The following is a 15,976-nucleotide window of genomic DNA, read 5'->3' on the forward strand; positions in this document are numbered from 1 at the left end:
CATGGGTTCCCGGGCGGGCGCGACGGTCCACGCCGTCCTGTTTGACGTCGACGACACGCTCGTGGACACGAAGGGGGCGTTTCGGCACGCCCTCACGACGGTCGCGGCCGAGTACCTTGCGGCCGATGCTTCACTCGCCGACGTCGCGACGTTTTGGCGCGCGGACAGGCACGGCTACTACCGCGCCCATACCCGTGGCGAGATGGATCACCGCGAGCAGCGCATGCGGCGCGCGAACGATCTTCACGCGGAGTTTGGAGGGGCGCTCATGAGTGACGCCGCATATGACGCGTGGGACGTGGTCTTCGAGCAGGGTTTCCAGGACGGCTGGCGCGCGTTCGACGACGCGCACGCGTGCTTGGACTCCCTCGACGAGGCCGGCATTCCCTATGGTGCGCTCAGCAACGCGCGCTTTGACTACCAGAGCCTCAAACTCGCGACCGTGGGATTAGAACGAGTGCCGATGCTCGTGGGGGTCGACACCCTGGGTTTCGGCAAGCCCGACCCTCGAGTATTTGAACTCGCGGCCGAGCGACTCGGGTCCGTGCCGTCCGGGACCGCGTACATCGGAGACGAGCTCGACATCGACGCTATCGCGGCCACGCGCGCCGGGCTCAGCGGCTATTGGCTCGACCGGTGGGGTGGCACCGATGCTCGGTCTGATCAGGGCGCCGACGGGGGCAAATCAGAGGCGACCCAGGACGGATTGACGGTGCCACGGGTGGCAACTTTGCGTAAGTTTTCGGCCAGTATTGGCGCTCACTAGGCCACAGCATCGGCGCCGGTTTTGGATGGGGCGCAGAACAGGCTAAAGTAGTGCCTCGGTCCAGCCTTCGGGTGAGGCCATTGGGGTATGGTGTAATTGGCAGCACGAGTGATTCTGGTTCATTTAGTCTAGGTTCGAGTCCTGGTACCCCAGCCAACAAGATGGCCCGCTTCGGTGGGTCTTTTTGCTGGCCCAACGATTGGCGCGATATGCCAGCCGTAGGGTAAAGTTTGTTTTCGCATTCACCGCATAGTTGCGTGAATCGCTAGGGCCCCGTTGTGTAGCGGCCTAGCACGCCGCCCTCTCACGGCGGTAGCGCGGGTTCGAATCCCGTCGGGGCTACCAAAATTCTCCTCACCGCAATCGCGGTGGGGAGTTTTTTATTGCCCACATGACCCGAGGTGTCCCAGCGCAAGCTCGCTACGCGAGGTCGTCGATCGTTGCGAGGCGCGACGTCCACAGTGTGATGAGTTCCCGTGGCGGCACACCACAGGCGGGGTCCTCGGCGGTGACCCGCGCGCGACGGTTCGCGACGGCGTCGTAGACGCGGTTTCGCCAGGAACGGGGGACGATGCGCGCAACCACTGCCGCTCGCCACGGCCAGCCCAGTCCGCGCAGGATGGTGATGACCGCGTCGGACTTGGTGAGCACGTGGCCTACGTTGCCTTGCACCGCGGCCCAATCAACACCAGCGCCCCCATCAACGCCAGCGGCGTCGTCGGAAGATGATGTGCTATCCCACAGGACGATCGTCGAGGCCCCGATGTCGGCGGGCAGCCCCGCACGCCTGATCACCTCGCGCCCCACCTCGCCAGCGGATCCCGCAATGAGGAAGGCGCCACCGTGGTCGTGGCGAATCAACCACGAGACGAACCCATTGCACAGGCCGCACTCTCCGTCGAAGACCACGATTCGTGCCATGCCCCCAGTCTAGGGCGGGATCGCTGATTGGCATTTACCTGGTATTTCGCTAAGGTCGAGGGGATTCCATCGATGCTCCGGGGGCGTGCCATGCGCATGAGACGCGATCACAATAGTCGAGGCGACGAGGGCTGCACGAAACGCTCGGACGAGCCACGGGCCAACTCCGGTGCTTTCGTAACGATGGGCATCGCGACCGCCTTGATTCTCGCGGGGTGTACGACCCCTGACTCCGGGCCGGAGACGGCTCCCGCCCACCCGTTGGCCGGGGAGACGACCTCGTCCCGCGCGACGCCCCCGGCCTCAGCATCGTCCGCGCGCCCTGAACTGTCCGCAAGCGAGACGCCGGCACCTTCCGCCTCGGCCGACGCCCCAAGGGTGATGGAGGTGGGGGACTGTCTCAACAAAGTGGCAGTGGATGAGCTGGGGTTGCCCGTCCCCGAGTACATCGATTGCGCCAAGCCTCACATGTTTGAGGTGACGGCGATCGTCGACGTTGCGAAGGGCGAGGCGGCGTTCAATTTTGAAGCCATCGATGACGCCCGCAAGGCCCGCTGCCGTGCTGAGTACGAGTCGTACACCGGCCGAGATTCGCGTGAGGCGGGCAATGCGTTTGGGTGGGATCAGCTCACCGAGGTGGCTTGGGACGCGGGCGCGACAGCCTACCCCTGCTACGCGACGGCTCCCGGGTTCGCGGATCTCGTGGGGTCGGTTGCGTCGTAGCGCCACGTAGACGCGCCCTTTAGTTGCCCTCGCCATAGAAACAATCGGGTCCCTTTTGAGTATTTTGCGGCCAGGTGAGACATGAATCACATCATCTAGATGGGGTCTTTACGTCGTAGTTAACGCTCACTATGGTGGTCTACGCGGGAACTGAGGGGTTCTCGCCAATCCGCACGATTCACTGAGACGAACACCGTCCGGGGACGTGTCAACGAAACCCACGCCAGTGAAGGCAGACCCTTGCCTTCGACTTTGTTATGCGTGCCAACTTATAGATTGAGGAACTCTTATGACTACGCCAAACGACTCTGTTGCCCAGGCTCTTGCGATCGACGGCTGCCTCGCCGCAGCGCTCGTTGACTATGACTCCGGCATGACGCTCGCCACTGCGGGCGCTGGCCTCGATCTGGAGCTTGCCGCCGCAGGGAACACCGAGGTGGTCCGCGCCAAGATGCGCGTGATGGACTCGCTCGGCCTTGACGACAAAATCGAGGACATCCTCATTACGCTCGGCAAGCAGTTCCACCTGATCCGCCTCGTCAGCTCAGTGTCGGGCCAGGGCCTCTTCTTCTACGTCGTCCTTGACAAGACGCGCGCGAATCTTGCGATGGCGCGTCGCCAGCTGCAGACCGTCGAGCAGTCGATTCAGATTTAGGTTGAATGGGTGGCCCGCCCGCGGGCGGGCCTCCCGACCACACCATGGAATCTCAGACTTTCAAAGTAGTCGTCGCCGGGCCGTTCGCGTCCGGCAAGACGACGTTTATTGCCTCGGCTGCCGATGGCGACATCATCGGTAGCGAGAACGCTATATCGGATGCGACCAAAGCGCTCAAGCAGACCACGACGACCGCGATGGACCACGCCACGATTGAGCTCGCTGGCTCCGGCGACTTTGTGGGGCTTTTCGGCACTCCTGGTCAGGAGCGCTTCAGCTTTATGTGGCCGGTCCTCGCGCAGGGTATGCATGGCTACCTCATTCTCATCGACGCCAGCCGGTTGCAGGCGCGAGCACAGTCGCGCAGTATTGTGCGCGCGTTCGCCACCTTCGCTCCTCAGGTGCCCATGCTCATCGCCGCAAATCGCTGGGACCCGAATACGTTGCCACGCGCGGAACTCGCCGAGTTCATTGGCGTAGATCCGTCCTTAATTGTGAGTTGTGATCCTCGCGATAAGGACCAATGCCACGAGACGGTGCAGAACCTGCTTCGTTCGGTTCAAGTGGGGGAGTCAGCATGATCATTCCAAAGCAGGGTTTGCTTGCCTCAGCCCGAATTCGGCGTGCTGCGCCAGGTGTGCACCGCGTTCTGATTGCGCGCACTGAGGGGCTTCCGGTCTATGACGATGTGCCGCTGGCAGAACGTGACGCGGGTGCGGCGATGACCGCGACGCTGGTAGGCCTCGCCAACAGTGTTGCGTCGATGCTCACCGCCAGTGCTCTACGTTCGGTCGTAGTGAACACCGAATCAGACAGCCTCCTGGTGGTGCCGATCGACGCGGGGCACCTAATCGCGGCGCTCGCAGGTCCGGGAACGGACTTGGCACTCCTGACCCGTGAGGCAGAGCTCGTGGCCCAGCAACTTGGTGGTCGCTGGCGTCAGGCGGCTGTCGGCGCATGATCACCCGTGAATCGGTGGCACTTCTTACGCGGGAGTTGCGGCAGTTCCCCGGTGTGACTCGAGTGTTGCTGGCCGGGCGCGACGGGGTGCCCTTCTACGATGACTTGGCCCTCGCGGCACGAGACCACGCAGCAGCTGCCACCGCGTCCGCACTGGGCGTGGGAGCCCTCATCTGTGACGGCGTGAAAATCGGTGCGATGGAAGGTGGTGTGGTCTTCGGACGTCACGGGGTGCTTGTTTACCGCCCACTCGAGTCAGACTTTGTGCTGGCAGTGATCGCTACCAGCACTGTCGATCTCGCCGACCTCTATCGAAGAATGCGGCGAGAAGCACGAATACTGGACCAGGCTGCGCGAAAGGAGTGAACTCCTCGCGAGGACCGAGTAGATGCTGACGTGTCGACGTGATCAGAGGTTTGGTGCGAATTTTTAAGGCACCGCCTCCCAATGTTGACGTGTGTTCAGCCTTAATCTTCTGCTATGACTGCCACGAGCGCCGCTGCTAGGCGTCCCACGCAGAGTGCCCCCGTGCGCCATGCGCGGTACGACGACTACTCGAGCACGCCGCGCCGAATCCTCGGACTCGACGGCATGCGAGCTATTGCGGTCGCTGCGGTCGTCATCTTCCACCTGGGACTGTCCGGACTGCCCGGCGGTTACCTCGGCGTGGACGTGTTCTTTGTTATCTCCGGATTCCTGATCACGACGCTACTGCTCGCGGAGAGGTCCAAGAAGGGGAACATCGCGCTCGGCAAGTTTTATGTGCGGCGGGCACGGCGACTGATTCCGCCGCTCGTCCTGGTCCTGCTCGGCACGGCAATCTTGGTCGCCACCGTGGCGCGGGACTCGATCCGGGGCTTCCTGCGTGACCTGCCCGCGGCCGGCTTGTACGTCAGCAACTGGTGGTACATCGGCCATGAGGAGTCGTACTTCGAGCGCATCGGCCGCGGCAACCTGCTTGCGCACCTGTGGTCGCTCGCGGTCGAGGAGCAGTTCTACATCTTTTGGCCCGTGGTTCTGATCGTGATCGCCGCCATTGCGGTGGCCCGCGGGGTGTCGGTACGCAAAGTTCTGCTGTGGGTATCGGTGGCAGGTGCGGTCGCGTCAACCGTGTGGATGGCGACGCTGTCCATCCAGCGCGGTTTCCCGATCGACGCAGACCCCTCGCGCGCCTACTTCGGCACGGATACGCACTCGATGGCTCTGCTGGTGGGTGCAGCATTGGCTGCCATGTGGCGGCCGGGGCTCGCCGCTCAGCGGCTCAACGGCGCCGCCAAGGCAATCCTTGGCGCGGTAGGCGCCGTCGCACTGGCAGCCATGATCATCGTGATGATGAACGCCACCGAGTACAGCGAGGTCATGTATCGCGGCGGCTTTCTTGCGTTCGCGGTGCTCGTCGCAGTTGTGCTCGCACTCGTCACTCACCCGGCGTCACCGATGGGACGGCTGCTCGACAACCCGCCGATGCAGTGGATCGGCGAACGCAGTTACGGCATCTACCTCTGGCATTGGCCGATCTTCCTGGCCTTCCGACCGGGGATCGACGTTCCCTTCGAAGGCCTCTGGTTCGACGCAGTGCGCCTCGCAGCGGTGGTGGGCCTCGCCGCAGCGAGCTACACGTACGTCGAGACCCCCATCCGCGATGGCGCAGTCTCCGCGTGGTGGCGAGCCCGACGGGAAGCACACGCCAACGAACTGCCGGGCCCAAGCTCACTGATGTCCCGCCCCGTCGTCGTGGCTTCGATGGCCGGCGCCACGGCGTTGGTGCTCGCACTCTCCCTCGGTGTTCCCGATGGCACCGCCGAGGAGCACGTGTATGGCGACACCGAAGCCGTCGCGGCGGCCGGAGTGGTAGTAGACCCTGCGGCTGACGCTGAGGCCATGGTCACCGCACAGGATGGGCCGGTGAGCGTCGCCGATCTTGGGCCAGCTGACGTCGCACTTTATGGGGACTCTGTCTCGCTGTGGGCATCGGACGGGCTAGAGGCGGCCATGCCGGGAATCGGCATCGACGCGGCCCAGAACAGGTCGCCAGGCAACTTGCTGGATGCGGTCGGCAGGGCCGTTGCCGACGAATCCGTGCGCCCCATAGTGATCATGCAGATGGGTGCGGGTGGGCCTATTCGTGAATCACTGTTGCGTGACACGATCGACACCATGGGAGACGTCACAAGAATCGTGTTGGTGGGGTCTACCGCAAATTTCGCGTATATCGCTCCCAACAACTCCCTCATGGGAGCGGTGGCGGACGATTACGCCAACGTGGTCTACGTGGACTGGCCCGAAATATCGGCGGGGCATTCCGAGTGGTTCAACGACGGCTTGCATCTCAACGACACCGGCAAGCCGTTCTATGCTGAGGCACTCAAGGAAGCGTCTCTCAGCTGAGTTATTCATCCCGAAAGCACCAAGTTCAACGAGGAACGAGAACACATCATGACCGCATCTGAGACTGACCACGTGGCACCGGCCGTGCGCCCTTCGTCAAAGCTGCCGCTCTATCTGCTGCTGGCGCTCATCGCTGCCTCAGTCGCCTACGGGTTCATCGCGCCCGCGCTCGCGCCCGGCGCCGAGGGGCTGCAGGACGGCGCGATTGGGCTCGCCTCCGCACTAGTCATCACGTATCTGGGTTCGCTGGTGGCTGGCATCGTGCTGATCGTCGCGGCGGTCCAGGCGCGCAAGGGCGCGACCTGGGTCAACCCCACCGCCATCGCCGCCGTGGTCGCATGGGTGATACTGGCGGTCCTCATGACCGTGCTGATGACCGGCCTCTAGCGCTCTGACCGTCCCTCCGCGAGGACGAACGCGACGCCCCCTGCGGCCGCAACCAGCGAGATCAGTAGGGTAAGCCACAGGCTGGAGCCCTCGTCCTCGATCTGTTCGCCGGGGCTTTCCGTGCCCCCATCGCCGGTGCCTCCGGCGGCCGTCGCTGCCCCAGCATCGGCCGCTTGGTCCGCGGCGAATGATGCCACCCAACTGAGCGCCGAATTCCAGTTGATGGTGATCTCATTGGTCGCGAACGATCCGATGTCATCGACGTAGCAGAACTGCGGTGCGCAACCAGTGGAGAACAGGCCCGATGCGATGGGATCCCAGGTGCCCTGGCTCGCGTTGGGGCCTCCCGCGACGGAACCGCGGGGAGGGTTCGGAAGCTCGGGGTTGAGTTGGTTGGCGAACCAACGTGAGTGCTGATGGTGCGCGTACTCGGTACCGTAGCCCGTCACGTAGGACACGTTGAGTGCGTTGCGTCCCAGCAGGTAGTCCAGGCTTTCGAGTGCCCCGTCGCGATATTTTGCGTCTCCGCTGAGGTCGTATGCGGTTCCCAGCACCACGATGTTGTTGAGGATCTGACTGTTGGAGCCCCACACGTACTGGTTGGCCGGCAGGACCTGACCGAACGGTTGGCGGTCCTGCTCGGCGAGCATCCCGTCGGCGCCACTGAGGACCGAGGCGACCACGGCATCGTGCCCGGGAAGTTCGCTCGACACGGTCGCGAGGTCCATGCGCGCGAGTGCGGCGACGCTGCCCCAACTGAAGCCCCCAGTCGAGAAAACGTTGCGCGCGTTCAGTGGCGACCCCGTCACGAAATCCTCAAACTCCTGCTCACCGGTGGTCAGAAAGAGCTCGGCGGCGGCCCAATAGAACTCGTCGGCGACGTCCTGATCTGGGTAGGCCCCTCCGCCGTTGTTGCCGTCGGTCGCGGGCGCGTAGAGGTCCGGATGGGCGAGCGCTGCCGCCCACGCCGTGCGGGCCGAGTCAAGCAACTGTGTCGCGTAATCGGGATCGATGGGGTCGAACAGGCGTGCCCCCTGAGCGGCAGTTGCGGCAAGATTCAGCGTTGCCGCCGTCGACGGGCGGTGGAGGTAGCGGGTCTGAGGGTCGTCCGCGGGCAGCAGAGGGAGCCCCGTCCAGCCGTAGTCATGCATCTTGTGGTGCACCATTCCTGCCAGATCCTGGCCCTGCGGAACCATCATCGACATCATGAAGTCGAGTTCCCATTTGGCCTCGTCGAGCACGTCGGGGATACCGTTGGCTGACTCGGGGATGGTGAGGGTGCCGTCGGCCAGGGCGCCCTGCTGGGCCGATGGTGCGGTCAGATTGCGCTCGTAAGTCGACAGCAGCTGTGCGGTGGCGATGCCGCCATTGACGACGTACTTGCCATGGTCGCCCGCGTCGTACCAGCCGCCCACCACGTCGAGCGTGTAATCGCAGGTCCACGGTTCGCCGTAAATCGGCTTGGGATTGTCTCCGCCCGTGTTGTCGTCGGCGGGCTGACAGGCCACAGCGTTGTCACCCTGATTGGTGTCCGTGCCCCCGGCCATGCTGACGTGTCCAGGAGCGCGCGCGTACTCCTCGCCCACCAGGGCGGGATCGATGTCAGTGCCCGAACGAGCAAGGTAGAAGTACGCCAGTGAGTCTTTGCGCAGTTGGGCGTAGGCGTCAGTTCCGATGGTGAACTCGTAGGACGTGGCTCCGTCAGCACTGAGGGTGTACGTGCCTGGCGTGGTGACGTCCGAGAAGTCGATGGTCTGCGTGGTGAGTAGCGAGGACGGATCTGCCTCTGCCATCGTGGCGGGTCCCGATGCCACGGTGCCGGTTCCGTCGTCGAGCGTCCAGTCCACGGGGGAGGCTTGGTCGGTCACGACGGTGGCGTGCTTGGGTCCGTCAGGGAGGTAGCCCACCTGGTTGACGCGGACGCGGGGGCCGGTCTCCGGTGCGTAGGGCGGCAGTACCTTGCCAGCCACGAGCACGACGTTGTCAATGCAGAATGTCCACGTCTGCGACGCGCCACCGAACTGGAATGCCATCTGGCGGTCCTCGAAGTCCTGGTCGAGAGCGAAGCCCACGTCGTAGTGCTGGATGTCGGCTCCGGCTTGCACGGTCTTGTCCAAGACGGTCGCATACGTCTCAGGGTCCTGCATCAGCGCACGCACGCCCACGGGCTGACCGTCCGCGGTGTCCGCGCTGATGTCGAAGGACAGTACGTAGTCGTTCATGGGCAGGGTGAAGCCGTCCTGGCCGACAATCGCGTCCCAGGGGTTCACCGTGGCGCCAGGCACGTCGACGCATAAGGCGCCTGTGGAGGTGTCGATCGACTCGATGAGGTTTTCGGTAGACCACCAGGTGGCGTCACCGTCGTCGAAAGTGCCGTTGTTGACCGGCGAGGCCTCGTCATCGGCGGCAGATGCCGTGGTGGCGCCGAGTAGGGACCCGGACAGTGCGAGGAGTCCGGCCAGCAGGAGTGCCCCCACGCGAGTGGCAGTGGTCGAGTGGTCGTGTCCGTGGTGGCTCTCGCCGCCCTGGCGCAGTGTCGTCGTTGGCACGTGATCCTCCATCACACTTCCCCCGGCCGGGTGGCCCCGGTCGCGCATCGTCGCGCGTGTTGGCACCCTACACGAAACGTTTCGTTTTTCTCTAGGCCAGCCGCCGATCCCATCCCTCGTCACGGGTGCCAGGAACTCGAGTCTTGGGCGAACGGCAACGCGGGCCGACCAATGCCGACCCGCGCCGCCCCCTATGCTCGCGGCTGTCGCGACGCGAGCATAGGGACATGCCTACTTCTTGCTTGACTTGTCCTTCGTCACCTTCGCATCCTTCGTTTTCTTGGCGTCGCTCTTGCCCACGGTGGAGCACGGCTCCCCGTTGAGCCAGAACTGCGTGGGCTGCGCATCGGCGAGTGTGTGGGTCGACGTGATGAAGCCGATCGTGGTTTTTGCTCCCGGCTTGAGCTTGGCGTTCCACGACAGACTGGAAGCGGTCACCGTTGCCCCGGACTGCGAGTAATTCGCACTCCATGCCTGTGAGGTCACCTCGTCGTCCGCGGGGTACGCCCACGTGAGATCCCAGCCGTCAATGCTTGCGGACCCGGTGTTCTTGATCCAGACCTGGTTGTTCGTTGCCCCTGGCCACGTACCGTGAGTGATGTACTCGACCTCGCATGGAGCAACAGTGGCCGCCGCACCCTCGGACTGATCCGCGAGGAACGACGCCACCCAGCTCAGTGCTGAGTTCCAGTTCACCGTGATCTCGTTGGTCGCCCACGACTGAATCTCGTCCACATAGCAGAATTGCGGAGCACAATCCTGATCCGGGTACAGGGCCGCAAACGTGGGGTCCCAGGTGCCAACGTCGGCGTTGGGCCCACCAGACACGGAGCCGGCCGGAGGGTGCGGCAGGCTTGGACTCAACTGCGCGGAGAACCACCGAGAGTGCTGATTCTCCGAGTACACGTCTCCGTAGCCGGTGACGTAGGAGTTATTGAGGGCGTTGCGACCCAGCAGATAGTCGGCGCTCTCCACCGCAGCGTCGCGGTACTTTGCTTCGCCGCTGAGGTCGTAGGCAGTGCCGAGCACCACCATGTTGTTGAGCACTTGACTGTTGGAGCCCCAGACAAAATTGTCAGCGCCTAGCGCCTGACCAAAGGGCTGTGCCTGCTGGACCGCGCGAATGGCATCGGCGCCGTCCAACACGGAGGCGACGATTGCCTCGTGCCCCGGTAGTGAGTTCGGCACGGTCGCCAGGTCCATTCGTCCCAAGGCGGCCACCGAGCCCCAGTTGAAGCCACCGACATCGAACACATTCTCAGTGCTCAGGTCGGAGGCCAGCAGGTAGTCCTTGAACTCCTTGTCGCCGGTGGTGATGTACAGCTCCGCCGCGGCCCAGTAGAACTCATCGGTCACGTCGTCGTCGTCATAGGCACCGCCGCCGTTGTTGCCGTCGGCAACCGGTGCGTAAATCTCCGGGTGAGCCAGCGCGGCGTTCCAGGCAGTCGTGGCGGATTCCAGCAGTTGTTGTGAGTACTCCGCGTCGTACGGGGCGAACAGTCGCGCGCCCTGCGCGGCGGTGGCGGCTAGGTTGAGTGTCGCCGCCGTGGACGGGCGGTGGAGGTAGCGGGTTTGCGCGTCGTTTGCGGGCAATAGCGGCAACCCGGTCCAGCCGTAGTCGTGCACCTTGTGATGCACCATTCCTGCCAATTCTTCACCCTGCGGCACCATCATCGACATCATGAAGTCGAGTTCCCACTTGGCCTCGTCGAGGACGTCCGGAACGCCGTTGTTCGTCTCCGGAAGAGCCAGCGTGTCGTCGCCCAGCGCAGCGGCATCGGCAGTGGGGGCATTCTTGGTGCGCTCGTACGTGGACAGCAACTGCGCGGTCGCAATGCCGCCGTTGACGACATACTTGCCGTGGTCGCCAGCGTCATACCAGCCGCCCACCACGTCGAGCGTGTAGTCGCATGTCCACGGCTCGCCGTAGATCGCGGCCGAGTCCTCGGCAGGCTGGCACGCGACGTTGTTGTCGCCCTGATTGGTGTCGCTGCCACCAGCGGAACTGACGTGACCTGCGGCACGTGCGTAGTCCTCGCCCACGATGTCACCGTCGATCTCGGTGCCTGAACGTGCCAAGTAGAAGTAGTTCAGGGAGTCCGTGCGCAGCGTTTCGTATGCATCGGTGCCGATCTCGAATTCGTAGGACGTGTCGCCATCCGCTGACAGTGTGTAGGTGCCGGGCGCGGTTACCGAGGAGAAGTCGATGGTGTGAACATTCAGTCCAGCCGATGCGTCCACGCCGTGGGGAGAGGTGTCGCCTGACGCGACCACGGCATCGGCCGCGCTATGAAGCTCCCACGCCACGGCATCGGCCGAATCGGTGACGAGTGTTGCCCGTTTCGGGGCGTTGGTGATGTATCCGGCCTGATTGACGCGCACGCGAGGTCCAGTTTCCGGTTCGTACTGGGGCAGCGCCGCTCCTCCGAGCACCGAGACGTTGTCGACGCAAAAGGTCCAGTCCTCGGTCGAGGTGCCGATCTGGAAGGCGACCTGCACTCCGGTGGTCTCCTCGTCGAGCGAGAATCCCACCTGGTTGGACTCCAGCGCGTCTCCGGGCGTGGTGTTGGCTTCGGCGTAGACGTCGTAGGGGGCGGCGGCCATGCCAACAATGGCACGGACCGGCTTGCCTCCCGACACGTCATACGAGAAGACGTAGTCGCCCGCGGGGAGCGTGAGGTCGTTGAGGCCCACGATCCGGCTCCACGGATCTCCGCCGCCCGCCTGACCCGTCACGGGGGTGCACAGCGCGCCATCGATGATCGCGCCCGCGTTGTCAGGCGTAAACCACGAGCCAAGTCCGGCATCGAAGCCTCCGTCGGGGACGAATTCCGCACCCGGAGCCGCCACCGAGACGTTGTCCGCGCAGAACGTCCACTCTTCCGCCGCTCCGCCCACCTGGAATGCGACCTGGGGATCAACCGCGGCGTCGGACAGCGTGAAACCCACGTCGTAGTGAGTCATGTCCGTGGACTGAGGGGGGAGGGATTCTGCATAGGTGGCGTATGCGCCGCCGTTCTGGGCGACGATCGCGCGGATGGGGCCCTCTCCGGAGACGTCGAAGCTGAAGACGTAATCACCTGCGGGCAGGTCAAGGTCATTCTGGCCAAAGCCGATGTCGTAGGCATTGGTAGTGCCGCCAGGTACGGTGCCGCAGAATTGCCCGCCCTCGAAGGTGGTCGATCCGCCTACAAAGCCGTAGGAGAACCACGCATCGGTGTTATCGCCCTCGAAGTCGCCATTGATGACGTCCGCGTTGGCGGCGGTGGCACCGCTAGTGAGCAGGATGGCAGCCGCACCTAAGGCGGCCAAAGTGGTGCGTGTTGACTTCTTTGTGAACACTGGGATTCCTCTTCTAGTGGAGTCATGCCCCTCAGCACGTGAGCGTCCTTGCCCACGCCGGGAAACGTAGCACGAAACGATTCGACTTGCGATGGCAACGTTCACTTTTTCTACCGCCTGGTAGGGAATCTGCTGCTTGGCGAGTGCCTGGCTGGTGGGTCCCGTGCTGAATCGGACCAACTGGGCGCAGCGAGGCCCAGATTCGTGCCGAATCGGACCAATAGGGCGCGGGGGCCATTGAGGGCGTGGCGCCGTGCGGCGCGAGTGCGGGGGCTAGTGCTCCGTGCGACGGAGGACGTCGCTGAGTTGGCGAGCCGCGTCCATGACTGACTCGGCGTGCTCGCCCGCCGGGTGCGAGGTCAGCCGCTCGATGGGTCCGGATATTGAGACGGCGGCGATGACGGTCCCCGCTGTGCCCCACACCGGCGCGGACACTGAGCTGACACCGGTCTCGCGCTCGCCCGCGGATTCGGCATAGCCGTAGGCGCGCACGTGGTCCAGATCCTTGGCGGTGAAGCGGGCCCCCGCGAGGCCGCGATGCATGCGCGTGGGCTCCTGCCAGGCGAGCAGCACCTGCGCGGCGGAGCCGGCGGTCATGGTCATGGTGGTGCCCACGGGGATTGAGTCGCGCAGGCCAACGGGGCGATCCGCCGCGGCGATGCAGATGCGTTGGTCGCCGTGCGGGCGGTACAGCTGCGCGGACTCGCCGGTGCGGTCGCGCAGCACCGTCAGCACGGGCTGCGCGGCGCTCACCAGGCGGTCCTCGCCCACGGAGGCGGCGAGCTGCGCGAAGCGGCTACCCAGGACAAATGCGCCGTTGGAGTCGCGCCCCACCAGGTGGTGGTGCTCGAGCGCCAGGGCAAGCCGGTGCACCGTGGGGCGCGCCAGGTGAGTGGTCGCCACCAGCTCCGCCAAGGTCGACGGGCCCTGTTCTAGCGCGCCAAGTATCGCAGCCGCCTTGTCAATGACGCCAACTCCGCTATGATTGTCCATAGAGCGATACTAGCGTCTCGCATTGTGAGATGTCTAGATCAAGGAAGAATATCGCTACACGGATCTAACACCCCCGCAGGGTGCCGACACTGGAGGAAAAATGGGAACCACACTGGCTGAAAAGCTGTGGGAGAGCCACCTGGTGCGTAAGGGCACCGACGGCGCCCCCGACCTGATCTACATCGACCTGCACATGTGCCACGAGGTCACGAGTGCCCAGGCGTTCGAAGGCCTCCGCATCGCCGGTCGCACCGTGCGCCGCCCGGACCTCACCATCGCAACGGAGGACCACAATACTCCGACGCTGGACATCGACCAGCCGATCGCTGACGAGACCAGCCGCATCCAGATTCAGACCCTGCGCGACAACGCCAAGGAGTTCGGCGTGCGCATCCACTCGCTGGGTGACGCCGACCAGGGAGTCGTCCACGTGGTGGGCCCGCAGCTTGGCCTGACCATGCCCGGCATGACCGTGGTCTGCGGCGACTCGCACACCTCAACGCACGGCGCCTTCGGAGCGCTCGCGTTCGGCATCGGCACCTCCGAGGTCGAGCACGTGCTCGCCACGCAGACGCTGCCACTCGCGCCCTTCAAGACCATGGCGATCAACGTCGACGGCGACCTGCCGGAGGGCACCACGGCCAAGGACATCATCCTGGCCGTCATCACCAAGATCGGCACCGGCGGGGGACAGGGCTACGTGCTCGAGTACCGCGGCGCCGCGATCCGCGCCCTCTCACAGGAGGCGCGCATGACGGTGTGCAACATGTCGATCGAGGCGGGCGCCCGCGCCGGCCTGATCGCCCCCGACGAGACCACGTTTGAGTACGTCAAGGGACGCCCGCACGCTCCCGAGGGCGCGGACTGGGACGCCGCCGTGGCGGACTGGAAACAGCTCGTCACCGACGAGGACGCGACCTTTGACGCCGAGGTCAACCTCAACGCCGCCGACCTCGAGCCCTTCATCACGTGGGGCACCAACCCGGGCCAGGGTGCTCCGCTGAGCGCCTCGGTTCCCGACCCCGAGGACTTTGCCGACGCGGACCAGCGCGAGGCCGCCGCGAACGCCCTCAAGTACATGGGTCTCACGCCCGGTACCCCGTTCCGCGAGGTCGCCATCGACACCGTGTTCCTGGGCTCGTGCACCAACGGTCGCATCGAGGACTTGCGCGCCGCCGCGGACATCATCGCGGGCCGTGAGAAGGCACCCAACACGCGCTTCCTCGTCGTCCCCGGGTCCGCTCGCGTCCGTCTCCAGGCCGAGGCCGAGGGGCTCGACAAGGTGTTCCTGGACTTCGGCGCGGAGTGGCGCAACGCCGGTTGCTCCATGTGCCTGGGAATGAACCCCGACCAGCTCGCTCCTCAGGAGCGCAGTGCCTCCACCTCGAACCGCAACTTCGAGGGTCGCCAGGGCAAGGGCGGACGCACACACCTCGTGTCCCCGCTCGTCGCCGCCGCCACTGCGGTCCGTGGCACGCTGTCCAGCCCCGCCGACCTCGAGCCCGCCGCAGCGCTGGCGTAAGGGAGATACTCATGGAAAAGTTCACCACTCACACCGGCATCGGCGTTCCGCTACGTCGCTCCAACGTCGACACGGACCAGATCATCCCCGCCGTCTACCTCAAGCGCGTGACGCGCACCGGCTTCGAGGACGCGCTCTTCGCCGCCTGGCGCGGGGACGAGAGCTTCGTCCTCAACCAACCCGCATATCAGGCAGGGTCGGTCCTCGTGGCGGGCCCGGACTTCGGAACGGGTTCGTCGCGCGAGCACGCCGTCTGGGCGCTCAAGGACTACGGCTTCAAGGTCGTCATCGCGAGCCGCTTCGCCGACATCTTCCGCGGCAACTCCGGCAAGCAGGGTCTGCTCGCCGCGATCGTCGAGCAGAGCGACATCGAACTCCTCTGGAAGGCGCTCGAGGCCGAGCCCGGCAAGGAACTGACCGTGTCGCTCGAGGACCGCACGGTGTCCTGCGGCGACATCACCGTCCAGTTCGAGATCGACGATTACGTGCGCTGGCGCCTCATGGAGGGCTTAGACGACATTGGTCTGAGCCTCCAGCACGAGGAGGACATCACTGCGTTCGAGGCCAAGCGCGAGGCATGGCGTCCCAAGACGCTGCCGGAGAAGACTGAGCCCAAGCAGGAGATTGTCGCGGCTCGCCCGGTCAAGTAGTTCGCAAAGTTGCGCCACTGAAGCCGCCGTCCCTTTGGGGGCGGCGGCTTCTGTCATGCTCGGGGGCATGAATGCGCCCACTCACGCTACATCGGCCGATGCTGCGGATGCGTTGCTGCC

The 15,976-nt window shown here is 64.7% G+C and carries 15 protein-coding genes and 2 tRNA genes; 12 read left to right on the plus strand and 5 right to left on the minus strand.

Translation table 11 applies throughout. The features are described from left to right. The first annotated feature begins 1 nt into the window (after nucleotide 1). From AOP73_RS08735 to AOP73_RS08745, 3 genes are all read left to right on the plus strand, one after another. A complete protein-coding gene (locus tag AOP73_RS08735) occupies nucleotides 2-766 on the plus strand; it encodes an HAD family hydrolase (protein WP_061965076.1) in 765 nt (254 codons plus the stop codon). An 81-nt stretch (nucleotides 767-847) separates the two neighbouring features. After that, nucleotides 848-922 (plus strand) — tRNA-Gln (locus AOP73_RS08740). Between the two features lie 113 nt (nucleotides 923-1,035). After that, nucleotides 1,036-1,111: transfer RNA gene (locus AOP73_RS08745), tRNA-Glu, on the plus strand. 75 nt (nucleotides 1,112-1,186) lie between these two features. On the opposite strand, the gene AOP73_RS08750 is transcribed toward AOP73_RS08745, so the two are convergent. Together AOP73_RS08750 and AOP73_RS12210 are read right to left on the minus strand one after the other, a co-directional pair. Then, nucleotides 1,187-1,687, minus strand: coding sequence for a thiol-disulfide oxidoreductase DCC family protein (locus tag AOP73_RS08750; protein ID WP_084626755.1), 501 nt, complete (start codon nucleotides 1,685-1,687; stop codon nucleotides 1,187-1,189). Between the two features lie 107 nt (nucleotides 1,688-1,794). Continuing rightward, nucleotides 1,795-2,094, minus strand: a complete 300-nt coding sequence (locus AOP73_RS12210) for a hypothetical protein (RefSeq protein ID WP_236683583.1) — start codon at nucleotides 2,092-2,094, stop codon at nucleotides 1,795-1,797. Between AOP73_RS12210 and AOP73_RS12215 the strand changes: the two genes are divergently transcribed. The 7 genes from AOP73_RS12215 (at nucleotide 2,069) to AOP73_RS08790 (ending at nucleotide 6,800) form a co-directional block, all read left to right on the plus strand. Beyond that, entirely contained in the window at nucleotides 2,069-2,410 is a 342-nt protein-coding gene (locus AOP73_RS12215) for a septum formation family protein (RefSeq protein WP_236683580.1), read from the plus strand. The two genes, AOP73_RS12210 and AOP73_RS12215, sit on opposite strands and share 26 nt — an antisense overlap. Before the next feature lie 289 nt (nucleotides 2,411-2,699). Beyond that, a complete protein-coding gene (locus AOP73_RS08765) occupies nucleotides 2,700-3,065 on the plus strand; it encodes a hypothetical protein (protein WP_061965084.1) in 366 nt (121 codons plus the stop codon). Nucleotides 3,066-3,109: 44 nt separating this feature from the next. Beyond that, nucleotides 3,110-3,646: a GTP-binding protein gene (locus tag AOP73_RS08770; RefSeq protein WP_160295463.1), complete on the plus strand. Its 537-nt coding sequence runs from the start codon at nucleotides 3,110-3,112 to the stop codon at nucleotides 3,644-3,646. Further along, entirely contained in the window at nucleotides 3,643-4,026 is a 384-nt protein-coding gene (locus AOP73_RS08775; protein WP_061965088.1) for a roadblock/LC7 domain-containing protein, read from the plus strand. The genes AOP73_RS08770 and AOP73_RS08775 overlap by 4 nt, the downstream gene beginning before the upstream one ends. Beyond that, a complete protein-coding gene (locus AOP73_RS08780; protein ID WP_061965090.1) occupies nucleotides 4,023-4,391 on the plus strand; it encodes a roadblock/LC7 domain-containing protein in 369 nt (122 codons plus the stop codon). Before AOP73_RS08775 ends, AOP73_RS08780 begins: the two co-directional genes overlap by 4 nt. 114 nt (nucleotides 4,392-4,505) lie before the next feature. Further along, entirely contained in the window at nucleotides 4,506-6,413 is a 1,908-nt protein-coding gene (locus tag AOP73_RS08785; protein WP_084626758.1) for an acyltransferase family protein, read from the plus strand. Nucleotides 6,414-6,461: 48 nt separating this feature from the next. Further along, a complete protein-coding gene (locus AOP73_RS08790; protein WP_061965094.1) occupies nucleotides 6,462-6,800 on the plus strand; it encodes a hypothetical protein in 339 nt (112 codons plus the stop codon). Here AOP73_RS08790 and AOP73_RS08795 read toward each other — a convergent pair. From AOP73_RS08795 to AOP73_RS08805, 3 genes are all read right to left on the minus strand, one after another. Beyond that, nucleotides 6,797-9,349, minus strand: a complete 2,553-nt coding sequence (locus AOP73_RS08795; RefSeq protein ID WP_160295464.1) for a glycoside hydrolase family 9 protein — start codon at nucleotides 9,347-9,349, stop codon at nucleotides 6,797-6,799. The two genes, AOP73_RS08790 and AOP73_RS08795, sit on opposite strands and share 4 nt — an antisense overlap. 231 nt (nucleotides 9,350-9,580) lie before the next feature. Beyond that, nucleotides 9,581-12,691, minus strand: coding sequence for a glycoside hydrolase family 9 protein (locus AOP73_RS08800; RefSeq protein WP_152650620.1), 3,111 nt, complete (start codon nucleotides 12,689-12,691; stop codon nucleotides 9,581-9,583). A gap of 273 nt (nucleotides 12,692-12,964) precedes the next feature. Continuing rightward, nucleotides 12,965-13,684, minus strand: a complete 720-nt coding sequence (locus tag AOP73_RS08805; RefSeq protein ID WP_061965096.1) for an IclR family transcriptional regulator — start codon at nucleotides 13,682-13,684, stop codon at nucleotides 12,965-12,967. A 100-nt stretch (nucleotides 13,685-13,784) separates the two neighbouring features. Between AOP73_RS08805 and leuC the strand changes: the two genes are divergently transcribed. Together leuC and leuD are read left to right on the plus strand one after the other, a co-directional pair. Beyond that, on the plus strand, nucleotides 13,785-15,206 hold the full coding sequence (leuC, locus tag AOP73_RS08810) for a 3-isopropylmalate dehydratase large subunit (protein WP_061965099.1): 1,422 nt from the start codon (nucleotides 13,785-13,787) through the stop codon (nucleotides 15,204-15,206). 11 nt (nucleotides 15,207-15,217) lie between these two features. Then, nucleotides 15,218-15,856, plus strand: coding sequence for a 3-isopropylmalate dehydratase small subunit (gene leuD, locus AOP73_RS08815; RefSeq protein WP_061965101.1), 639 nt, complete (start codon nucleotides 15,218-15,220; stop codon nucleotides 15,854-15,856). The last annotated feature ends 120 nt before the right edge of the window (nucleotides 15,857-15,976 follow it).

The sequence above is a fragment of the Demequina aurantiaca genome, from assembly GCF_000975135.1.
GTDB classification, from domain to species: domain Bacteria; phylum Actinomycetota; class Actinomycetes; order Actinomycetales; family Demequinaceae; genus Demequina; species Demequina aurantiaca.